The 20,448-nt window shown below is 43.3% G+C and carries 17 protein-coding genes and 1 tRNA gene; 6 read left to right on the top strand and 12 right to left on the bottom strand.

Translation table 11 applies throughout. The features are described from left to right. Positions 1 to 276: 276 nt before the first annotated feature. From FXO21_RS07565 to tgt, 10 genes are all read right to left on the bottom strand, one after another. Positions 277 to 1,062: a glycosyltransferase family protein gene (locus tag FXO21_RS07565; RefSeq protein WP_149639522.1), complete on the bottom strand. Its 786-nt coding sequence runs from the start codon at positions 1,060 to 1,062 to the stop codon at positions 277 to 279. Positions 1,063 to 1,273: 211 nt separating this feature from the next. Then, positions 1,274 to 2,668 (bottom strand): O-antigen ligase family protein, encoded by a 1,395-nt coding sequence (locus FXO21_RS07570; protein ID WP_149639523.1) that lies wholly within the window; start codon positions 2,666 to 2,668, stop codon positions 1,274 to 1,276. Next, the gene (locus FXO21_RS07575; protein ID WP_149639524.1) at positions 2,656 to 3,399 is read right to left on the bottom strand and encodes a glycosyltransferase family protein; all 744 of its coding nucleotides are present in this window, start codon (positions 3,397 to 3,399) and stop codon (positions 2,656 to 2,658) included. The genes FXO21_RS07570 and FXO21_RS07575 overlap by 13 nt, the downstream gene beginning before the upstream one ends. A 569-nt stretch (positions 3,400 to 3,968) precedes the next feature. Further along, the gene (locus tag FXO21_RS07580) at positions 3,969 to 4,703 is read right to left on the bottom strand and encodes an acylneuraminate cytidylyltransferase family protein (RefSeq protein ID WP_149639525.1); all 735 of its coding nucleotides are present in this window, start codon (positions 4,701 to 4,703) and stop codon (positions 3,969 to 3,971) included. Then, on the bottom strand, positions 4,703 to 5,854 hold the full coding sequence (gene neuC / locus FXO21_RS07585; protein ID WP_149639526.1) for a UDP-N-acetylglucosamine 2-epimerase: 1,152 nt from the start codon (positions 5,852 to 5,854) through the stop codon (positions 4,703 to 4,705). The genes FXO21_RS07580 and neuC overlap by 1 nt, the downstream gene beginning before the upstream one ends. Position 5,855: 1 nt before the next feature. Further along, positions 5,856 to 6,857: an N-acetylneuraminate synthase family protein gene (locus FXO21_RS07590; RefSeq protein WP_149639527.1), complete on the bottom strand. Its 1,002-nt coding sequence runs from the start codon at positions 6,855 to 6,857 to the stop codon at positions 5,856 to 5,858. Beyond that, positions 6,857 to 9,193: a GumC family protein gene (locus FXO21_RS07595; protein ID WP_149639528.1), complete on the bottom strand. Its 2,337-nt coding sequence runs from the start codon at positions 9,191 to 9,193 to the stop codon at positions 6,857 to 6,859. The genes FXO21_RS07590 and FXO21_RS07595 overlap by 1 nt, the downstream gene beginning before the upstream one ends. A 138-nt stretch (positions 9,194 to 9,331) precedes the next feature. Continuing rightward, entirely contained in the window at positions 9,332 to 10,438 is a 1,107-nt protein-coding gene (gene glf, locus FXO21_RS07600) for a UDP-galactopyranose mutase (RefSeq protein ID WP_149639529.1), read from the bottom strand. Positions 10,439 to 10,549: 111 nt separating this feature from the next. Beyond that, positions 10,550 to 12,004: an OmpA family protein gene (locus FXO21_RS07605; protein ID WP_149639530.1), complete on the bottom strand. Its 1,455-nt coding sequence runs from the start codon at positions 12,002 to 12,004 to the stop codon at positions 10,550 to 10,552. A gap of 224 nt (positions 12,005 to 12,228) precedes the next feature. Then, a complete protein-coding gene (gene tgt / locus FXO21_RS07610; protein ID WP_149639531.1) occupies positions 12,229 to 13,362 on the bottom strand; it encodes a tRNA guanosine(34) transglycosylase Tgt in 1,134 nt (377 codons plus the stop codon). A 108-nt stretch (positions 13,363 to 13,470) separates the two neighbouring features. Between tgt and FXO21_RS07615 the strand changes: the two genes are divergently transcribed. The 6 genes from FXO21_RS07615 to FXO21_RS07640 all read left to right on the top strand — a co-directional run bounded on the left by FXO21_RS07615 (position 13,471) and on the right by FXO21_RS07640 (position 17,259). Beyond that, positions 13,471 to 14,601: a glycosyltransferase gene (locus tag FXO21_RS07615; protein ID WP_149639532.1), complete on the top strand. Its 1,131-nt coding sequence runs from the start codon at positions 13,471 to 13,473 to the stop codon at positions 14,599 to 14,601. Next, entirely contained in the window at positions 14,592 to 15,212 is a 621-nt protein-coding gene (rsmG, locus tag FXO21_RS07620) for a 16S rRNA (guanine(527)-N(7))-methyltransferase RsmG (protein WP_149639533.1), read from the top strand. The genes FXO21_RS07615 and rsmG overlap by 10 nt, the downstream gene beginning before the upstream one ends. Positions 15,213 to 15,231: 19 nt before the next feature. Beyond that, positions 15,232 to 15,513, top strand: a complete 282-nt coding sequence (locus FXO21_RS07625) for a hypothetical protein (RefSeq protein WP_149639534.1) — start codon at positions 15,232 to 15,234, stop codon at positions 15,511 to 15,513. Positions 15,514 to 15,597: 84 nt separating this feature from the next. Next, a tRNA-Asn gene (locus tag FXO21_RS07630) sits at positions 15,598 to 15,671 on the top strand. Between the two features lie 261 nt (positions 15,672 to 15,932). After that, positions 15,933 to 16,292, top strand: a complete 360-nt coding sequence (locus FXO21_RS07635) for an ISAon1 family transposase N-terminal region protein (protein WP_149638820.1) — start codon at positions 15,933 to 15,935, stop codon at positions 16,290 to 16,292. Beyond that, entirely contained in the window at positions 16,276 to 17,259 is a 984-nt protein-coding gene (locus FXO21_RS07640) for an ISAon1 family transposase (protein WP_225865555.1), read from the top strand. The genes FXO21_RS07635 and FXO21_RS07640 overlap by 17 nt, the downstream gene beginning before the upstream one ends. Positions 17,260 to 17,418: 159 nt before the next feature. Here the strand turns inward: FXO21_RS07640 and FXO21_RS07645 are convergent, their stop codons facing one another. Both FXO21_RS07645 and FXO21_RS07650 read right to left on the bottom strand, forming a co-directional pair. Next, a complete protein-coding gene (locus FXO21_RS07645; RefSeq protein WP_149639535.1) occupies positions 17,419 to 18,651 on the bottom strand; it encodes a hypothetical protein in 1,233 nt (410 codons plus the stop codon). A gap of 255 nt (positions 18,652 to 18,906) precedes the next feature. Beyond that, complete coding sequence (locus FXO21_RS07650) at positions 18,907 to 20,394, bottom strand: hypothetical protein (RefSeq protein WP_149639536.1); 1,488 nt, start codon at positions 20,392 to 20,394, stop codon at positions 18,907 to 18,909. Positions 20,395 to 20,448: the final 54 nt, after the last annotated feature.

Consider the following 20,448-nt stretch of genomic DNA (forward strand, 5'->3'; position numbering starts at 1 on the left):
ATCCTTGTACGAATGTAATGAGAGGCAAACCTTTGAGCAATTATTACAGAATATTTCCGTAAATTTGAAGCCCTGGTGGATTTCGTCGAATTGTTTTACAGATTTGTCCATTATTTTCTTTATTAGAATTTAGAAATTCACAAACGAAAGTTTTTTTCTAATTACTTTAATTTGTTATTTTGCGGTATTGGAATCAAATACCTTACCATTAAATAGAGCATTCAGATATTAAAAATATAGTGTGTGTATAGTGTGAAACAGGGCATGGAAATTTTTCTATGCCTTTGTTTTTTTAGAGCACTTCCTTCTATTTTGGGGCAAAACCACACTATATACGGTTAAAAGCTCTTCAATAGTCGCTTGCGTACATTGTCCCTTTGGGTTTTCTCGCAGCAACTCCTTTCCCGCGGCTATCTCAGTCTCCAGATCAACTTTACTCAACTCGCTGAAAACGAGACAATTGTCTGGTCGACTGACCGAGTCTGATGCCAGGACCGGCACATTTAATTCCAGCGCCTCGCAAATTGATATGGATATCGCGTCAGTAGTTGTGTTCCTGATGAATGCATCTGAAACTTTGAGCACATTCCTGAAATCGTGGGGTGTTGACAGGAATAGTACGTTAGCCGGAAGCGGAAAATGTGCCTGTTCGATATATCGGGCGTAATTTCCGGAGGGATCTGAGATAGCCAGCCCGTAATTTTTTTGAGAAGCTATCCATGCTATCAGTGCGGAAATTCCGTAAATCTCCTGATGATGTTTATCAAATGTCACATTCCAGGCATTCGTACAAACGACGATATGGTACCTTTTCCGGAAATTCAGAAGCCGCAGCATATGCTCCGTATCCAGCGGCATGATGTATCTGGAACTGAGATAAGCGGAGATCAGTTTAGCATTTTTATTCCAGCGAAATGCCTTTTTAAAGCTATCTTCGTTTTGAACGATAGGGATGTAAGCCAGTCTGCACGAAAGGATTACCGCGACGTTCCCTGCCCGGTTGTACCGGCCCCAGTTTCCATGGTAGGTGATAACCAGCCTTTTAGAGAAAATCTTACACATAAGCGCAATACACAATTGCCAGTATGGACTAGACAAGTGCAAATGAATAGCATGATGTCTTACCAACTTTGGCAGAATACTCAGAAAGCCTCTATTTAAATCTGCAAAATAGAAACCTTCGAAACCTTTCTGCTTAAGGTTTTCAACAAGGCGGCTTACGTGTGTGGTGATTCCTCCTATTGGGGGAGGCATTCGGCCAATGATCAGTATTTTAGCTGGTTTCATCAAATAAGGCTATTCGTTTTGCGTAGAAGTACTGGCACATCAACAGGATCGGTGCTATACAATTGATGGTTACACTTTTCGAAGGGATGATGATGAATACGCTTCCGACTGTGTGATTAAAAATCAGATAGACTAGTACTGCAGCGTATAGTACCCCGTATTTTTTCCCGCAGACCTGCGCTTTCCAGGTAGTCCAGCCGCATTTGAAAAGAAGTAAGTAGACTAAAATGGCACCTAGTAAACCGTTCTCGGTCAAAAGCGTGTACCAGAGTGAATGTGCCTCGCGATAGCCGGGACCCAATTTTTCAAAGCTTCCGGTACCGTGTCCAATCAACGGACTTTCCAGAAACAATTGATATGCTATTGCCTGTATTTCGTTTCGCCCGCTTGTTTCGAGAAGTTTTCCAAATGCAGGCCTGGCTGACATCCCGCCAAATCTCAGTTTCCAGAAATAAGTCAGATCCTGTGTGTCGAGAAAATTTTCTATACGGGCCATAAAAAGCAGTAAAACCACGGTCAGTAAGGCGATAAGAAAGCAAAGACTTCGCGTCGAAATCAGCCAGAGCGAAATCAGCAGATAAGGAGCTATGATGAACACTGCGCCCCGGGAAAAGGATAAGCCGACGACAGCAATGAAAATCGCCAGTACTCCTGTCAACATTACAAAAGTCATCCATCGCAGGCGGGTAATGTACAGGAGTGCAAACGGCCACAAAAGCACGAAATAGGCCATTGTTATATTGGTATCAGAGATATTTCTTGTAGCCAGCAAATTGTCAGATCCTTTGTACGCAGCACCTGTAATTACTAACCCGAAAGTCCCAAATCCCAGTATCAGATAACTCAGGCACAGGTATTTTTCAAGCGCACTACAAAAGTTGCTTGCCGTGGTTGCATACCTCAGATATACAAAGTAACAGGGAAGAACGATCAGGCCGAGGAGGGTGGCCCCAAGCACGATTTGTCCCACGTTAGGTGAAATGATGAGGTAAAAAAAGCTAAATATTGTCCACACAAGTAAAAACAACTTTTCATTGTCTGCGAGTGCTATCTTTTTCCGGATGAAAAAGTCGAAAAAGTATATACAAAGAATAACGAACGGCATTAACCGCCATAAAGAGTTCGCGCCTGCCGAAAATGAATACTTTTGAAATAAATGCAGAAACTGGGTGAGAATAGGTATTGAGATGATATGGAATAGCTTATCAGTGGAGAATGTAAACAATGCGATACAGCAGTAAACGTAAAAGGAAAGTACCCCGATTGTCTGAAAATCCGACTCACCTAACGTCAAAAACGAAGGAAACGCGATCAGTAAAGCCATCGTAAGGCCAATGGAAAGCAGCCCTTTCAGTAGAATCTCGACAACTAACCCAGCCATTCCTGCATATATTGAACCATCGAATCGACCGACCTTGGTTCAGTGTAATGAACCAATTTTCGCAATGCAGGTCTTTGATCAGGAGCTGAATAGTTTTCCGCAAGTACTTTATCCAGAAAGCAAAACAATTCTTCTTTACTGAAAACAGGGTAATCCAGGCGAAGGAAATTAAGCGGTATCTGATGCGAATAGCAATACAAACGTCTCACGGATCGTTTGTAAGGCACTTTATACTTTCCGTCATAAGCAATACTGATAACGGGCTTGTTGCACGCAGCTGCATCAAGGCGCATGGTAGAAGCTACTTGCACGCAGACATCACAACTATACATCATTTCCGAGAGCACTTTCAGAAAATCGAGCGGCGGAAAATCCGAAGTGCCCTTCCAAAAGCCAGGAGTAGCTGGCGGCCAGATTACAATATTCTTCGCGGCCTTATACTGATCGTAAATCGATGGATTATCTGCCGGATGACACCTTACAAGCAATAAAACATCATCGTTTGAACCAATGTATTCCACTAAATCGTCCACGATCTGGCACTGCCCGGGGAAATGTTTCGGTGCACTGCTAGCGAACAGAACTATCTTTTGCCTTATCGAAGGAGTTGCGGGCCGCTTTTCGAAATATGTATCAAATCTTGGGACACCGGTAATATGAATTTTGGGCTTTGCCCCGCAACAGGAGTAGAGCTTTTCAAACTCCCCGGCCATTTGCTGATTCCAAACCATAAGGCGATCAAAATTCGAGTTGATCAAACCTTTTGATGTCAGATTATCCCAACTTATTACAATCCCCATTGTCGGTATCGCGTTGTGCCGCACAATTGAATTTATAATGGTATTTTCCCGGATATCCAGAGGAGATGAAGATAGAATCGCATCAAAACAAGACAAATCGCGCGCATCAATCCTAAACTTGCGGGAGGAGATTGAAATGATACAAGTCCAGATCTTTGCCAGCATTATTTTGAACAGGCGCAACGTTAAGGGTATTCTTTCTAAAAAATATATCAAAAATCTTGCTGCTGGATGCAATTGCAACAACTTGACCCTGCGCGTGCATGTGTCGAATAACAGGAAAAACAGCGCTTTTTGAATAAGTCGCAGGACGCGAAGTAATCTGGTCTCTGCCGGAACAGGTACAGTCAGCAACTTCAGCGAGCAATTGAAGTGTTCATTGATCAGTTTCACTTCCGCTGCTCCTATGACGTCAGAAATTATTGACACCGAAAATTGTTTAGCAATCTTTGCCAAAAACCCTGTGTGTATCAAATTGATCACCGCAAAATGATTAGTGATCAAAACCAATAGCTTTCGTTTTGGCATTGCTTCCATTTATAAATCTGTTTTTGCGCCATTTCCCAATCGGCATAGGAATCAATATTGATGTCCGGCTCACCTTCGGCCACAAGGCTGGCAATTTTTCCGCCTAGCAGTTTGCCTTCCATGATCAGGGTCGTTTTAGCAATGTATATTTTACCATCCCGGTAGTAGCTGTCAGCCAAATCCTGGCGACGTGGGATAATCCTTTCGGTGTTATAGATAGCTTTCTGCAACCCCTCCTGCCCTAGGAAAAAAGCCCAGTTGGGATGAAATTTGTCAGGTATTTTCTGAACCGTAACGAGGCTATCCGCGCCCGATTCGAGCATCAAATGAATAGATTTATCAATCAGATCCCGACTGCGAAATGGAGACGTCGGTTGTAGTAACACGACATAATCAAACTTGATACTCCTTTCCAAATAATGATTGACCGCGTGACTGACAACTTCGATTGACGTCGCAAAATCTGACGCAAGGTTCTTCGGCCTGACAAATGGTACCTCTATAGTCGGGAACTGCCGCGAATATTCAAGAATCCGCAGACAATCACTTGAAACAATGCACGTAGTGAGCAGTTTTGATCTGAGAGCGGATTCAATCGTATAATAAATGAGGGGTTTGCCGCCCAGCAATTTCATATTTTTATTGTAAATCCCCTTTGAGCCTTCCCGTGCAGGAATAATGCCTAAAATCCTAGGTTGCGCTTTCATTAATAAGTGATCTTTTTCTCGATACTTAATGGTATAATAGCAAGCAGATTTGCGATTTGCTGCCCTGCATTCCCCTTTCCATAAATGAAGTCGGGTGGAAAATGCGCACGTGATATCTGCCTTTGCGCAGCTTCAAATATGGAGTCGCTTCTGTGCTCGGCATCCAGTACATTCTGTCCTCGCTCCCTCCCTTTTTGTCTGGTACCGATATTGACCGCAGGCACACCCAGCGTTGCCCCCTCACGAATCCCACAGCTAGAATTTCCTATGAAACAAGCGCAGTTTTTGAGGATTTTAAGAAAATGTTCGGGACGCATGTTATTGAAAAAGTGAAATGGCAAAAGTGTGTTCTGTGCATAAAAAGTGCTAATCCTATTGAATGTTCCGGCGGTACCGCGATCGGCATTGGGTAAAAACCACAGCGCAGGAAGTTGAAGGGAAATAATGGCACTTAATGTACTGTTAAGCTGCTCTTCTGAAAGATCAGGCTCCGTTGTGACGGGATGCTGTAGAACAGTAAGAAAGGGATCGGTCAAATTCGGTTGGCTACCAATTCCGCCATACAGTTTATATGGATCAAAATCCAGTTCAGGATTTTTGAGGACTTCCATGACAATATCCAGCGACGGACAACCCGTGTAAAATACTGTCTCCGGCACTTCGCCCATTCGGATCAACCGTTTACGGGCCTCTGATGTCGCAACGAAATGAACATCAGCCATTTTACTGATTGCATGCCGAACTTTCTCATCAATATTGCCAGTCACTTCTCCTCCCTGGACGTGGGCCAACGGTATGTTCATATAAGCTGCTGCCACGGCGGTCGACATCGTTTCAAATCTATCAGCAACAGTGACGACCACATCCGGCCTGATCCTTTCGAATATGCGCGCAAGTTCGCTGATTCCTGAGGCAGTCGTAACAGCAGCAGAGGTTGCGTCGTCCGTTATAGATGAGTTGGAGATCCGCGCATCTATAAAAAAACCGTCATTTTCAATCTGAGTTACTACGTGACCGTATCTTTCCAACAAAGCGCTGCCGGCTGCTACCAGCTGCAAAGTAAGGTCAGGATGTTGCTGGATCGCACTCAATAAAGTTTTAGCCCGGCCATAAGTAGCCCTGGCGGTAATTACAACGCAGACTTTTCGCATTTCAAAAATGGTTTTCGGTTATAAAATCCCATTGCTGCGTGTCCCGGGTCAATACTTTCCCAAGGATCTGTTGGTAACTCCCCGGCGGAATTCCCAATCCGGCGGGCTTTTTTGATTCGAGGTCTGCAAGGCTTATAAACTGTCCTTTTTTCATGCTTTTGTTGATAGCCAGAGACTTTCCGAACTGGGCTTTTAGGATTCGAAACGATGAATTGTCTGCTTTATCCACCGGGTTTTTCAATGCATATTCAATTGCGCGCACTCCTTCTACCAACCTGAATATTTCATCCACCGTGAGGGAGGAGGAAGCGTCGGGACCAAGCATTCTTTTGTCGAAAGTCACATGAAATTCCAGCAGTCTGGCTCCCAGCGTCGCGGCCGCCAGACAGGCGAAAATCGCGCCCGAATGATCAGAGAAACCAGTCGGCAAACCGTACCTCTGTCTCAGTTCCTGAATAACATTCAATCCCCATTGTTCCGGATCGGTTGGGTAGGCAGTTGTACATTGCATAATGCAAAGCGCGCACTGGTATTTTTTTAAGTATGAAATAGTTGCGTCGAGCTCACAGAATGTACTCATTCCGGTGGAAAGGATAATTTCCTTCGCAATCGCCCCTATCCTGTCGAGCATTAGAAAATTTTCTGTTTCTCCCGAGCCTATTTTGAATGTGGTCACTCCTATTTCATGCAGAAGATTTACGGCAGCTACTGAAAACGGACTCGCGATAAAGTCGAGACCGTAGTATTCACAATGCTGCCTCAGCTCAGCCCATTGCGCCTTGGTAAACTCCATTCTTTTCCAATATGCCATTCTTGTGGTGTCGGCAAACGGGAATACTTGCCTGAAACTATCGTAGGGACCACTTTCTGCATCAGCCAGATGCACTTGAAATTTGATTGCATTGATACCCGATTTGGCAACTGCATCGATGTATGCATGGGCTAGTGTGATGCTTCCTTCATGCGCCTGACCGACCTCACAAATCATGTAAATGTTCTCCATTAGCATTTCGTTAGTTTAAAATTTTGTATCCATTTTGATAAACGGCTCTTGTCATCGCCTTCATAATATTGATAGTGGCGAGTAGCCTGCCTGTAACCATTGTAAATCAAGTGAGGACTTGCTAAACGATTTTCTGTGAACAGCTTGTTCAGGTCCTCTATTTGCTGCCTGCCGCTAAGGCCTTGCCTGAAAACATACAATGTGAAATTGACGAATGGCCTGAGCATGTGCGCATCTGATACAAGTCCGACCGGCGGCGTGTCGATGATGATATGGTCATACTTCTCTTTCATCATCGCCATTAACCTTTCAAATCTGGTGGTTGATAGCAGCTCAGCGGGGTTAGGGGGAGGAAAACCGGAGGTAATTACATCAAAGCCTTCTTTGGATCCTGCGTTTTGAATTACAGACATTGCATCTGCCTTTCCGAACATATATTCCGTAAAACCGGCCGGATCTAATTCCAGGTACCCTGCTAGTGAAGGTTTACGAAGATCCAACTCAATAAGCAGCACCTTTTTATTGTTTATCGAAAAGGATTGCGCAAGGTTGGCGGCAACGAAGGACTTCCCTTCGCCGGCAACCCCTGAGGTAATCATGATCGTTTGGCAACTTCCCGGGCCCGATGCAAAAAGCATATTGACCCTGAGTGTCCTGAATTGCTCAGAAAGTAGACTTTTACTATCTGGTTGTAAAAATTGCGAACGGGTCTTCCTCTGATAACTTATGTCGGCGATCAAAGGTGCTTTGCAATACTGAATGAGGATTTTTTTATTGGCAATCCTGTCTCCTAAAATTCTGGAAAAATGCAGGCTTGCTGCTGGAATACCGAGACCAATACAGGCCGATATGAGGAATACGAGCCGTCTGTTGGGAGTAACAGGATTCGAATCTGCTTTCGGAGGATCGATAATCTTTGTATTTCCGACCGTTGCCGACCTGGAAATAGATGTCTCCATTTGTTTTTTCAGCAAAAAGAGATACAGTTCCTGCTTAATTTGCTGTTGCCTGGTATAATCAAGATAAACTCTTTGCCTGGAAGGTATTCTGGAAATGTCACGCTCATATTCCTCCCCGTTTTGACGAAATGCATCCAGACTTATTTTTAATTCAGTCTGCTGGTTTTTTAACGCCGACAAAAGATCTGATCGTAACGCAGCAATTTGATCATCAATAGCCAAGATAGCCGGATGTGCCTTGTTGACCGAAATTAAGTTCCTGGTCCGTGTCAGGAGCAAATCATTGTACTTCCTGCCCAGCTCAGCAAAATTTGCTTCCTGCTGTATCAAAGAGCTGGGAATGCTGCGCGCCGGGTTTTCGATTATATATCTGACGATAGCATCAACGATCTTTAACCGGATCGAATATTCCTTGAATTGATTTCCAGCAACGCCAGCTTGATGTATCAATTGCCGACTTTCCTCCTCTATATTGAGGAGTTGGTTTGCTTTACGAAATTCTGCTATGTTGCTTTCAACCGCACCCAGCTCCGCAGATATATGAGAGAGGTTTTCATTGATGAAAGCCAGCGTATTATCCGCGACGCGGTTTTTATCGCTGATATTGTTGCTGATATACTGACCTATCAACGCTGCCAGAATTGCCTCACCCTTCTCCGGGATGGTTTCCCTGATCGAGAGTTCAATCAGACTGGCGAATTTATTAGCGACCGATATGGACAAATTTGCGCTTAACGCCTTTATAACCTGTTCCCTATCCGAAATAATCACGGAATAATTGTCGTCAGGGGAAAAAATATGACCGGTCCTGGATATAATCGCCCTTCCATGATCCAGTGTCATGGTGTCATTGAATTCCCCGACAATTGTCTTCTTCCCGTTATCAATCCGGAATGAATTTCCCTGCAACAGCGATACTTGATATACACCAGGTTTGCTTCTCAGTTGTTCTTTGGCGAGAAAGTCGATTGTAAAGGGCGACTTGCCATAAAGCTCCGTAGTTTTCACACTACCTGCGGCGAAATAGCTGATATTGAGCGCAAGTGCATCTACAATACTTTCCACCAGACTTCGGCTTCGCAGAATTTCGATTTCATTATCAATACTGCTACTTACAGACGACAGACCCAAATTTTCCAATGCGGCTGCATCCTCAAAATTCGCCCCTCTTGAATCGTCCCTGATCAGCAATGAAGACTCCACCAGATATTGAGGTGTCGCATACCTCAGAAAAACAGCAGCAACAAGAAGGCTGGCCAGTAAACAAAACAGAAAAAGGGGCCAGCGTTGAAAGATTTCTTTCAAAAATTCACTATCAAAGACACTATTGCCGTCAGGCCTTAAACTGGTGACGAGCGCCAAATTTTCATCCGCCATACATACTTGGTTAGATTAGTATGATTTAGACGGCGGTTTGTAAATTACGTAACGCGGTAGCCGAAATTTTTTTGAAAATTTTTCAAAAAAAAATCCCCGGACCTTGTAGAACCGGGGATTACATCGTTTTAACAGCTTTTATTCAGCGAAATGGACTTTGACTTTTTTCAATGCCGAAGCCACAACCTGATGCATATCATAGTAACGATATTCTGCCAAGCGGCCTCCAAAGATTACTTTCTCCTCCTGCGAAGCCAGCGTCTTATATTGATTAAAGACCGAAGTATTCTTATCATCGTTGACTGGATAGTAGGGTTCAGCTCCTTTTACCCATTCCTGAGGATACTCATGAGTGATCACAGTTTTGGGCTGTGTACCGAATTCAAAGTGTTTATGTTCAATAATTCGCGTAAATGGCGTCTCACCGTCGGTATAATTTACTACTGCATTACCTTGATAATTCTCCTGATCCAGCAGTTGGTTCTCAAAACGAAGACTCCTGTACTCAAGCTGGCCAAAACGGAAATCGAAGTATTCATCTATTGGACCGGTATAAACGACCGTTCCTGCAAGTGCAGTCAGCGCCTCGCGCTCCTTAAAAAAGTCAACCCCAAGTCTCACTTCCACGCCTTGCAGAAGTCCCTCCGTCAGCTTGTTGTAACCTCCGATCGGAATTCCCTGGTAGCGGTCGTTGAAATAGTTATTATCAAATGTAAACCGAACTGGTAATCGCTTGATAATAAACGCAGGCAGCTCTGTTGCTTTACGTCCCCACTGTTTTTCTGTATACGCCTTGATCAACTTTTCATAGATGTCCGTACCGACCAGTGATATTGCCTGTTCTTCCAGATTTTGAGGGTCTTTAATACCAGCGGCTTCAACTTGTTGCCTGATCTTCTCTTTGGCCTCTGCGGGCGTGCGTACCTTCCAAAGCTGATAGAAGGTGTTCATATTGAACGGAAGATTATAGAGCTCTCCGTTGAAATTAGCAATTGGGGAATTGGTGTACCTGTTGAATTCGACAAAAGAATTTACATAATCCCAGACGTCCTTATCGTTTGTATGAAAAATGTGTGCACCATATTTGTGGACATTGATTCCTTCTACATTTTCGCAATAAACGTTTCCGCCGGTATGTGATCTGCGATCTATTACCAGACATTTCTTTCCGCGCTTAGTCGCTTCATGAGCAAAAACTGAACCCCATAAACCCGCACCAACTATCAGATAATCGTATTGTTTCATTAAGTGTTTAGAATGATAATGTGAGTATTGAATTTTTCTAACTCTTTTATAAAACAGAAAAGGTCCCCAAACGGAGACCTTGTTCTGTTTTTATCTTTTTTCCACTAAATATTATGGAAGAAGTTTAAGTTCTACACGACGGTTTTTCTGAAGACCTTCACGTCTAGCACTGTCAGCGATTGGTTTGAATGATCCGAAGTAATCAACGATCACTTTGCTCGGGTCAGTTAATCCTGCTTCGTTGATCAGGTAGTTTTTAACTGCATCAACGCGGCGGCGTGAAAGTGCAATGTTGTAACGGTCAGATGCACGACGGTCTGTGTGACCAGCCAATTGCAGGCGGCAACCGTTCAGGTTCATTAGTTTCGCCACATTTTTAAGCATTTCCTGAGCCTCAGGCTTGATCGTGTTTTTATCAGTATCAAACATCACGTTAGCAAAGATCTCTGCGCAAGCTGCACCGTTTTTAAGTGCATTTTTAACATAAGCGTCGAAGTCAAGAACGCGGCCACCACCGTCAACAATACTTCCTGCTGGTGAATTTGGCTCTTTATCGAAGAAGTCAGAAACACCGTCACCATCTGTATCAAGCAACAATCTTGGGTCGATATCTTTTGGACGATTTGCTTTTGCAACAGAGTCCATCTCTTCAAGCGTAAGGATTTTTGGAGGCTTAATAAGCGCCTTAGGATCTGTGTAACGCAGGTGGTAGTATCCGCCTTCCTCAGGTTTGTAATCCCATTTGCCATCCACTTTCGCAACTTTCAATGGATTTTTACCCAATTTGTAAGTTACCTGTACAGCACCGTATCCGTAGCTATCCAATTCAGAATTTCCTTTGCGGGAAGTTCTATGATCTTTAATAAGATTCAGATTCTCAGTCCTGTCATAGTCACCACCATAAGTAGCATCCAGGAAATCAGAATTCGTATGAGTCAAACGGAAGTCAAGTCCGATATCGATTCTTTTTGTTACTTCGTAGTTTACGTTCAATCCGGTCGGAACGATCCAGTCATTCATGCTGCCGGTTTCGCGCAACTTAACACCGCCAGTAAGGTCATATGCGTCGGAATTGTAAAATACTTGTCCCACTCCAACATATGCATCTACTTTCCAGCGCTTCATTTTATTAGGTCCCATCAAAAGACCTTTCAAATTCACCGTTCCGGCAACAGAAACATCAAAATAATTGCCCTCAAAATAACGGTTATAATTACGGCGTTTCATACCTCTCAGGTTACCGAGCGATACATCCAGACGTGAGCCGAACCAGTATGAAAGCTGTTTGTTTAAAGTGAGGCCTCCTTGAATTGTTCCGGATTCTTTGTGGCTGTCAGCTGATGTTTTGGTAACAGGCCAGAAATCGTACTCTCTCAAATCACCGAAGAACATGGATGGGCCGAAATGCGCTGAAATTGACCAGGTGTTCAGCTTGTAGGGACCATCATAGGTTGCTTTGGGATTGTAATCCGGAGAATTCGGTTGCTCTAGCGGTTGCGCCAATGAAGGCAGCGCCATCATTGCCCCCAAGGCAAACGAACAAATCAACTGGGATACTTTTTTCATACTATTCAAGTTAGCGTTATTAAGATTAACTAGGATTGATCTTTAGTCAATTATAGGTAAATTATTTATTCAATTCATGGCCAATTGTACGTTAACCAAATGCCTAGTGCGCACAAAAATAGGTTAACAATATCACTTAATCAACCGAAGTTCACCAGAATTGGAAAAAGTTTCAGGAATTTCGATCTAAATTTTTCCCGAAAGAAACGCCGTTTCCCGAACTTTCAAAGACGTTGATTTATTTTTTTTTCTATTTCCTTCTTCCAGGAAACAAAATTCCCTTCCTTGATCCTCTCCCTTGCACTCCGCACCAGCCACAGATAAAATGTAAGATTATGAACACTTGCGATCTGCGCGCCAAGCATTTCGTCCGACTTTACCAAGTGGCGCAAATAGGCTTTTGAGTGAAACGTGCTTACATACCCACCTAATCCGGCGTCAATAGGCGAAAAATCGTCCTTCCACTTTTCATTGCGAATGTTGACCACACCTTCCGTAGTAAAAATCATGCCATTGCGGGCATTACGAGTGGGCATAACACAGTCGAACATATCTACACCGAGCGCGATACATTCCAGGATGTTGGCCGGCGTGCCGACACCCATCAGGTACCGGGGTTTATCTGCTGGCAAAATATCGCAAACCACCTCTGTCAACTCGTACATAATCTCGGCTGGCTCACCCACAGACAGACCTCCGATCGCATTTCCTTCCCTTTGGCACGAAGCGATAAACTCGGCAGATTGTTTTCTGAGATCCTTATAAACACTGCCTTGCACAATCGGGAACAGGGTCTGATTATGTCCATAAAGCGGGACAGTACTATCAAATCTCTCGCAACAACGTTTCAGCCAGCGATGGGTCATTTCCATGGATTGGCGCGCGTAGGAGAATTCACATGGATACGGCGTGCATTCATCGAACGCCATTACGATATCGGCACCGATCGTACGCTGAATATCCATCACATTTTCCGGCGTGAATGTGTGTACGCCACCGTCAATGTGTGACTTAAATACCACACCTGCTTCATTGATTTTTCTGCCGGTACCTGCGAGCGAATAAACCTGATATCCGCCGCTGTCAGTGAGGATTGGTTTGTCCCAGCCATTAAATGCATGCAGCCCCCCTGCCCTGCTGATGATATCCAGTCCCGGGCGCAAATACAAATGATATGTGTTTCCTAAAATGATCTGCGCCTTAACATCGTCATGCAGCTCCCGCTGATGCACAGCCTTTACAGTTCCAGCTGTGCCGACGGGCATGAATATCGGGGTTTCGATCATCCCGTGATCCGTTTCAATATAACCTGCTCTCGCTTTCGACCCCGGGTCTTTCGCCTCTAATGTAAACTTCATTTAATTTTGAATTTCTGACCTGCAAAAATAGATTGAAGGTCTCGAAGAATCCTGACAATGACTGTATATTTGTAACAATATGATAAAATTTTACATCTCTCTTCTATTGTGGCCGATTCTTTACTCTTTGCGCTAGCGGCGTTCGTTTCTGTACAATTATTCTATTACCTCTTCTTTTTTACCAGGCTTGCATTTTACGGAAAAGGCGCGAATTATGGTAACTCGAGACCCGGAGTAACTGTACTGGTATGTGCGTGGAATGAGATAGAAAACCTGAAAGACTTACTCCCCCTGCTTGATGCACAGGATTACCCTGAATTTGAAGTAATCCTGCTCGATGACAGGTCCGACGACGGAAGTGAAGATTACATCCGCAGCAATATTTTTCAATGGCGGCATATCAGATATATACGGATCAACGATCAGTTTGATCATGTTACACCGAAAAAGTACGCTTTGACCGTCGGAATGAAACAGGCGAAATACCCGATCGCATTGATGACCGATGCCGATTGCCGCCCGTCTTCCCCCCACTGGATCACCGCAATGACTTCGCGGGTTACGGAGGATAAAGATATTGTGCTCGGATTCTCCCCTTACACCAGAAGCGCCGGGCTACTCAACTGGTTTATCCGCTGCGAAACCTTTTACACAGCAGTACAATATCTTTCTTTTGCGATGGCCGGCATGACGTACATGGGAGTCGGCCGCAACATATTATATAAGCGTTCGGTTTTCTTTGCCAATAAAGGTTTTTACAAACACAAGAATGTATTTGGCGGAGACGACGATATTTTCCTGAATGAAGTTTCCACCAGCTCCAATACCACTGTCTCGATCGAAGAAGATTCGTTTGTTTACTCTATCCCAAAAACGACCTGGAAAGACTGGTATCGGCAAAAACAGCGGCATATTTCGGTGAGTACCTATTACAAGACGCGGAATAAGGTATTGCTTGGCCTGCTTTCAGGCAGCCACATCGCGATCTGGTTTTTGGGACTGACGGCGCTCGCTTACGGGCTGATCAGGCAGGACTTTCTTTATTTGCAATACCTTGGCATTATTGTTGGGGCAAGGTGGGTAATCCAATGGTTTCTGCTGACCATAATCAATCTGAAGCTGGACAAAACGGTCGAGTGGTTTAGCTTTTTGCTGATGGATTTCGCATTATTTGCTTACTATACCGTTTTCGGATTTGTAACTTTAATTAAAAGAAGGCCACGCCGGACATGGAATTAATCAATAAATACTTCCCCGAACTTACGGATGATCAGAAAGCCAGGTTCGGAGAAATGGAAGAATTGTATCAGTACTGGAATGCACGCGTCAACGTGATTTCACGGCAGGATATCGATACCTTATATGAAAGACACATTCTGCATTCGCTGGGTATCGCAAAAGTACAGGGGTTTAAGCCCGGCACTAGCATACTGGACGTTGGTACCGGCGGCGGTTTTCCGGGTATTCCGCTCGCAATTATGTTTCCTGAGGCGCAGTTTCACCTCGTAGACAGTATCGGTAAAAAGATCAGGGTCGTACAGGAAATCGCCGATGCGTTGAAGCTGACGAATATAAAAGCCGAGCAGATCCGGGCCGAAAAGCTGGATGATTCTTACGAATTTGTGGTGAGCCGGGCTGTAACCCGTATTACGCCATTTGTGGGTTGGGTCAAAAAGAACATCAGCCGCAATTCCTTTCATGAGCTCAGGAACGGAATTTTATACTTAAAAGGAGGCGACCTTACCGAGGAACTCGCGGAGCTAAAACAAAAGAACCGCATTTACGAGCTTTCAGATTATTTTAGCGAAGAATTCTTTTACACCAAAAAAGTCGTCTACGTACCTTTATAAATCAATTTAACCTACTCATATGAACGAACAATTCAGCGCCAGTGGCCTCATGAATCCACTTTTCCCCGATAGAGTTACTTTTGGAGAGAAAGGCGTAACCTTCAAAGTCAGCAAGCTTTTCAGAAGTACCGATAATTTTGTGTTTTATTCCGACATTTCGGGAGTTGAAGTAGATAGCGGGATGTTTTTCTCGACGATCCGGGTGATTCCGAGAATGCGTCCTGAAATTATTATTACTAATTTTACGAAGGGAGATGCCAAGAAAGTCAAGGAGTTAATCTTGCAAAAGGTGCAGGCCTGACATTTTTTTAAAGTTAATACTTGCGCTATATATCCTCAACGCTTACATTTGCACCATAATTCGAATAAACAACCGGATTTACACTCCTGAATAGCTCAGCCGGTTAGAGCATCTGACTGTTAATCAGAGGGTCGTTGGTTCGAGCCCAACTTCGGGAGCCTGAAAATGAAGCACTTAGCATTAATTTGCTAGGTGCTTTTTCCTTTAGTTGCAATAAAAGTTGCAATAGTTGCAGATCAGGGATCAGCCCCAAAAATTCAGTCCGAAAACTTGGGGGCGATAAAAAAGTAGTTGTTTTGCAACGAATCAATATTGAATGCATTGCAAGAGTCGCATTTAGCCCCTAGTGGATCAAATCAAAAACTTGTGGAGCGGATAGGATTTATCTAGGTTTGTGTTTTTAATCAAACCAGTTTGTTTTGGAGAGTTTCCTGCCGCTTATCGAGTTAATCTTACCGGATTTTATAATTGAGAATTACTTACTGACCCATGTAGAGAAGTCAGAGGAACGTTATCACGTCTATTTGGAAGAGAAAAATTATCCAGAAGCTGATCCAATAAAGGCAGACTTGCTCTCCAAAGGTTATTTCCCCACCATTACCCTGCAGGATTTCCCAATTCGGGGCCACAAGGTATTCCTTCATATTAAACGTCGTAGGTGGCTCAATACCAAGACTGGCAAAGTTGTCCATAGAGACTGGACAGAAGTAGCAGAAGGCACGCGAATGACTATTGAATTCGCGGATTTTTTAAAAGAAATTGGTGGATACGAGGGCTAATGATATTTGGAGCATTGGTCGTTTCTATGGCGTTGATGGTAGGGCTTTGCTACGGCAGTATCGTGATTTTCAGAGTGGATTTAAAGATTGGAAGCAAAGAGGTCATGCAAAAAAATGGCTCTTGTATCCCGAAAACCTAGGATCTCATCTATCGATCGACGAAACCAGTCTTTCGCACGGCGAATTGTATACAATCCTTACCAATAAATCTGCCAAAGGTGGCCGTGGCAGCATTGTAGCAATAGTGGCTGGAACTAAGGCAGAAGCAGTGATTGAAGTACTTCGCAAAATCCCGGAACCACTGCGGAAGAAAGTGTCAGAAATCACCCTGGACATGGCGGGCAGTATGTCCTTGATTGCCAAGCGATGCTTTCCACGGGCGGTGCGAGTGACTGACCGTTTCCATGTTCAAAGACTCGCAGTTGATGCCCTCCAAGATATCCGGATCAAACATCGCTGGGAAGTCCTGGATCAGGAAAGCGATGCTATTGAGCAGGCTAAAATGTCTCAGAATGAATATCATCCAGAGATATTATCTAATGGCGACACCATTAAACAGCTACTGGCTCGAAGCAGGTACGCGCTATACAAAAAGCCCAATACCTGGACAGACAGCCAAAAAGAACGCGCCCTGCTTCTTTTTGAACGCTTCCCCGATTTGAAAAAAGCGTACGAGCTAACGATAGGGCTCAGTAACATCTTCACGACTACAACGGAAAAAATATATGGGTTGACCAGATTAGCCAAATGGCATGAAAAGGTCCGGCAATCTGGCTTCAAGTCATTCAATACCGTAGCCCGCTCGATTGAAAACCACTATAAGACAATCGTTAATTACTTTGATAACCGCAGCACTAACGCATCTGCCGAATCCTTCAACGCGAAAATCAAAGCGTTCAGAGCACAGTTCAGAGGGGTAAGAAACGTTGAGTTCTTCCTGTATCGCCTTACTCAATTATATGCTTAATCCAAGTTGCTCCACAAGTTTTGGTCTTGAGCCCCCCTAGTCCGCTTCCTGTTACCTGAGGGTATCCTCGATCACTTCGAACTTTCCAAAATCGTTGAAGGCCTCAGACAAGAGTAGATTTTACTGATCATAGAGGCTGTAAAAAGGACAAAAGGTTCATTAGAGAGATAAATAGGTTATATCAGCAAAATGAGCGGTCCCACTGAGCTTATCTACCAGCCATTTGGTCTCTCTTTTAAGCCGTTCGGTAGCAATGAGATGGGTAGCGACAACCAATTCTCCTGACCAATAGGTTCTAATAGTTATGCAAACCAAGCAGTCCATTCGAAGTTTTTCATAAAGTCGCATCACTTCATCGAGATTCAACATGCTCGGCTGGTGAAACAAACCAAAATTAAACTCTGGAAGTGACTCGCTGTCGATAAAAATTATTTTCTCACTGTCTTCTGAATCAATATGTTGTATCTTTTTTTGTTTTAGAACGGCCTCGAGATGTTTAAGGATTTCATGTTCCTCTATTGGAAACTTGAAATTGATTCCGCTATTAGGAACTGATTGACCCACCAAGCCATTTGAATAAAAAATAATATCGTGACCTTCATTTTTTAGCTGGTCTAATAGTTCATCACTAAAGTGCTCGGTTCTCACCAAGCCGTACTCACTGTCAACTTCGAAATTCATTGATTCACTTGTTTGAGCGGTGTTGAGGTGCTTGCGCAAGTGAATGAGATAAGTCGAAAAATGTGATCTGTACGCAGGTGTAATTCTTCCCTTAAAGTCAATGACAACTATAATGGGGGGAAGTTTAACGGCTTTCTCAATTAACAATATGAAGTCGGTCGCAACTCTTTTAAGGACATCAAATTCTATTCGTTTTGGAATCGCAGGTTTGGTACATTCAATTATGAATTTTTTGCCAGCCAGATAGCAAACACCATCGAGTGGCTTCCCATTACCTTCAGGCTTTTTTTCAACTGGAATTCGTTTTTGCTCGAGAAGCCTTATTATGTAAATTTCATAAAAAAAATTTCGAAGGTTCTCTGCATGTACTCTCTTAGGATCGTTGTAGCCTCCTCTTAAATGCTCAAATTCTTTAACTACGTGGCGGGGAAGTGTGTGCAGGTAGTCCGTTAGCTTAGCAATTTTGTCCAAAGCAGCAATGCATTCAAAGCTATTTTTATTTGCCAACAGATCTACGATCCAAAAGTGTTTATCAATGGACTTATCCTCTCGCTCAGAAATTACAAAGTACTCTTCACCGAAATACAATTTTAGCGTTGTGTACACCCGATAAAACACTCCGCGGCTAATAGCCGGCCTTAGTAAAAATTCGGACGAAATCTTTTTGCCATTATCTAACCATTCTTGCAATACATTTATTTTTCTTCCCATGCGATGACTTAGATTGTGGGCATTCGCAACCTTCTTTTGGCAAATTACCTTTTTGTCGAGACCGTTCAAAGCTCTCAAACTAATTTACACCTCTCCGACTAACACACATCCAGCCGCTAAACTCGATATCCCAATGGCCTTCAAAATCAGCGCAGAGAAGCACGTGTGGCTAATGGCGAGTCCGTGTAGATAGAACACACCGGCCCGGGTATTTTTGTAATGCCCGGGCCGGTGTGTGTGTTGGTACAGCACTTTTTAGTCTTCAACATCCTCAGGCTCATCCACACCCAGGGCCTTAACGATTTTTTCTTCACGTTTGGTCATCCTCTTCTTCGCTTTGCTTTCTAACATTGCGCCAATTTTCCCTAGGCCAGGAACGCCTTCCAACCGATCAATAGCAATTTGGAACTTATAACTCTGTTCCAGGGCCTCCATAATCGGGTGATCTGATACTTCATAATTGGAAATAAGCTTACCTGGATTCTCAGCCGAGACTTGGAGAAAGTTTGAAAGCAGTTTAAATTTCAATTCCTCAGATTGTGCTTTGTCGTTAATATTTGAAATCTGAGTAGAGAGACCCTCATATGTTTTACTTAATACTTCTTTATGAGCATATTCCTCTATCAACCGTTTTGAAAGATTTAGTTTTTTGTTTGCCGAGTAAGTAAACCATAGAACAGGAATATACATTGGGATAATTGCGAGAACCAGTCTTGGAATTTTCATAATGACTTGTTCCAGAGTCACTCCTTGGTACAAAAATATGACACTAATGATCAAGGGAATTACACTAACACCTATCATGAGATAAATTCCGAGAGAGAAATTTTTCTGTAATTTCTCAGACGCTTCAACTTCATTGTCTTTTTTACTTGAAAATGCTGCGCTCAATCCTGCTGTTAAAGCGTTAGGCAATAAACTTGCTATTTCGTCCTTTACTGCCTTATAGCCCTCCTTATGCCCACTCTCAAATTCAGAATACTTAGTTGAATAATCGCTATGTAATCTTTCGACTTCCTCAAGTGCTGCTACGAGATTTTCAGAGAGTTTGTTATAACTGGATTCTAATTCATCCTTTAAGCCTTCAATTTTGGTTGCATCGCCATCTTCATCGCTAGTTTCGGTGTATCCGAATATCTCGCGGTACAAGTCGTCAACCTCCCTTTTTCTTTTATTTAAAGCACTAAGACTTACCCCAGATTTGTCAAGATTCTCTTCAACTTTTAAAATGAACCCGTTGATCTCTTCTATCTTAGTTTCCAAGTCGGGATACTTGGTTGTAAATGCGTTTATTCTTGTTATACTTGTATCAACGTCTCTTAATCTTTGTTGATAGTTGATTTCAAGTTCTTCCAGCCTCCCAATAGTTTCTTGAATCGATTGTTCGTCTTCGTCAATATCTATCTTTGTTTTGTTGATCTGGCTAACAGCTGCTCGTGCAGTTTCTATCTCAACTTCAATTTGATTAACAAAATTAGAGGCTTCTTGGTAGCGTTCCTCAGCTTTATTTCGAAATTCCGCCGCTTTTCTTGAAGCTTGTGCAGCGTCTTTTTCCGAGTCTGTAGCCTTTTTTTGAATTTGCTTTTCTAACTCCTTTGCATACTTTTCATTGCGAATTAGCCGATCCCAGAGTTTTTTTCTTTCGTCCTCTAAATATTCAAGTTGTTTACCGTCAAATAGTCCCATGATATCATTATAGAGTAAGGTTTTAGCAATATATTCAATTTCGAGATATAAGCTCAAACCTTACTAGACTGCCGCAGGTGGAAGATGACTTTTTTCTGTTCGCTGTTCGCG

The organism is Dyadobacter sp. UC 10 (assembly GCF_008369915.1).
In the GTDB taxonomy this organism is placed as follows: domain Bacteria; phylum Bacteroidota; class Bacteroidia; order Cytophagales; family Spirosomataceae; genus Dyadobacter.

Coding starts and splice junctions, on each gene's coding strand:
- FXO21_RS07565 (WP_149639522.1), bottom strand. CDS start 1,062: ATGTGTAAGATTTTCTCTAAAAGGCTGGTTATCACCTACCATGGAAAC.
- FXO21_RS07570 (WP_149639523.1), bottom strand. CDS start 2,668: ATGGCTGGGTTAGTTGTCGAGATTCTACTGAAAGGGCTGCTTTCCATT.
- FXO21_RS07575 (WP_149639524.1), bottom strand. CDS start 3,399: ATGGTTTGGAATCAGCAAATGGCCGGGGAGTTTGAAAAGCTCTACTCC.
- FXO21_RS07580 (WP_149639525.1), bottom strand. CDS start 4,703: ATGAAAGCGCAACCTAGGATTTTAGGCATTATTCCTGCACGGGAAGGC.
- neuC (WP_149639526.1), bottom strand. CDS start 5,854: ATGCGAAAAGTCTGCGTTGTAATTACCGCCAGGGCTACTTATGGCCGG.
- FXO21_RS07590 (WP_149639527.1), bottom strand. CDS start 6,857: ATGGAGAACATTTACATGATTTGTGAGGTCGGTCAGGCGCATGAAGGA.
- FXO21_RS07595 (WP_149639528.1), bottom strand. CDS start 9,193: ATGGCGGATGAAAATTTGGCGCTCGTCACCAGTTTAAGGCCTGACGGC.
- glf (WP_149639529.1), bottom strand. CDS start 10,438: ATGAAACAATACGATTATCTGATAGTTGGTGCGGGTTTATGGGGTTCA.
- FXO21_RS07605 (WP_149639530.1), bottom strand. CDS start 12,004: ATGAAAAAAGTATCCCAGTTGATTTGTTCGTTTGCCTTGGGGGCAATG.
- tgt (WP_149639531.1), bottom strand. CDS start 13,362: ATGAAGTTTACATTAGAGGCGAAAGACCCGGGGTCGAAAGCGAGAGCA.
- rsmG (WP_149639533.1), top strand. CDS start 14,592: ATGGAATTAATCAATAAATACTTCCCCGAACTTACGGATGATCAGAAA.
- FXO21_RS07625 (WP_149639534.1), top strand. CDS start 15,232: ATGAACGAACAATTCAGCGCCAGTGGCCTCATGAATCCACTTTTCCCC.
- FXO21_RS07645 (WP_149639535.1), bottom strand. CDS start 18,651: ATGGGAAGAAAAATAAATGTATTGCAAGAATGGTTAGATAATGGCAAA.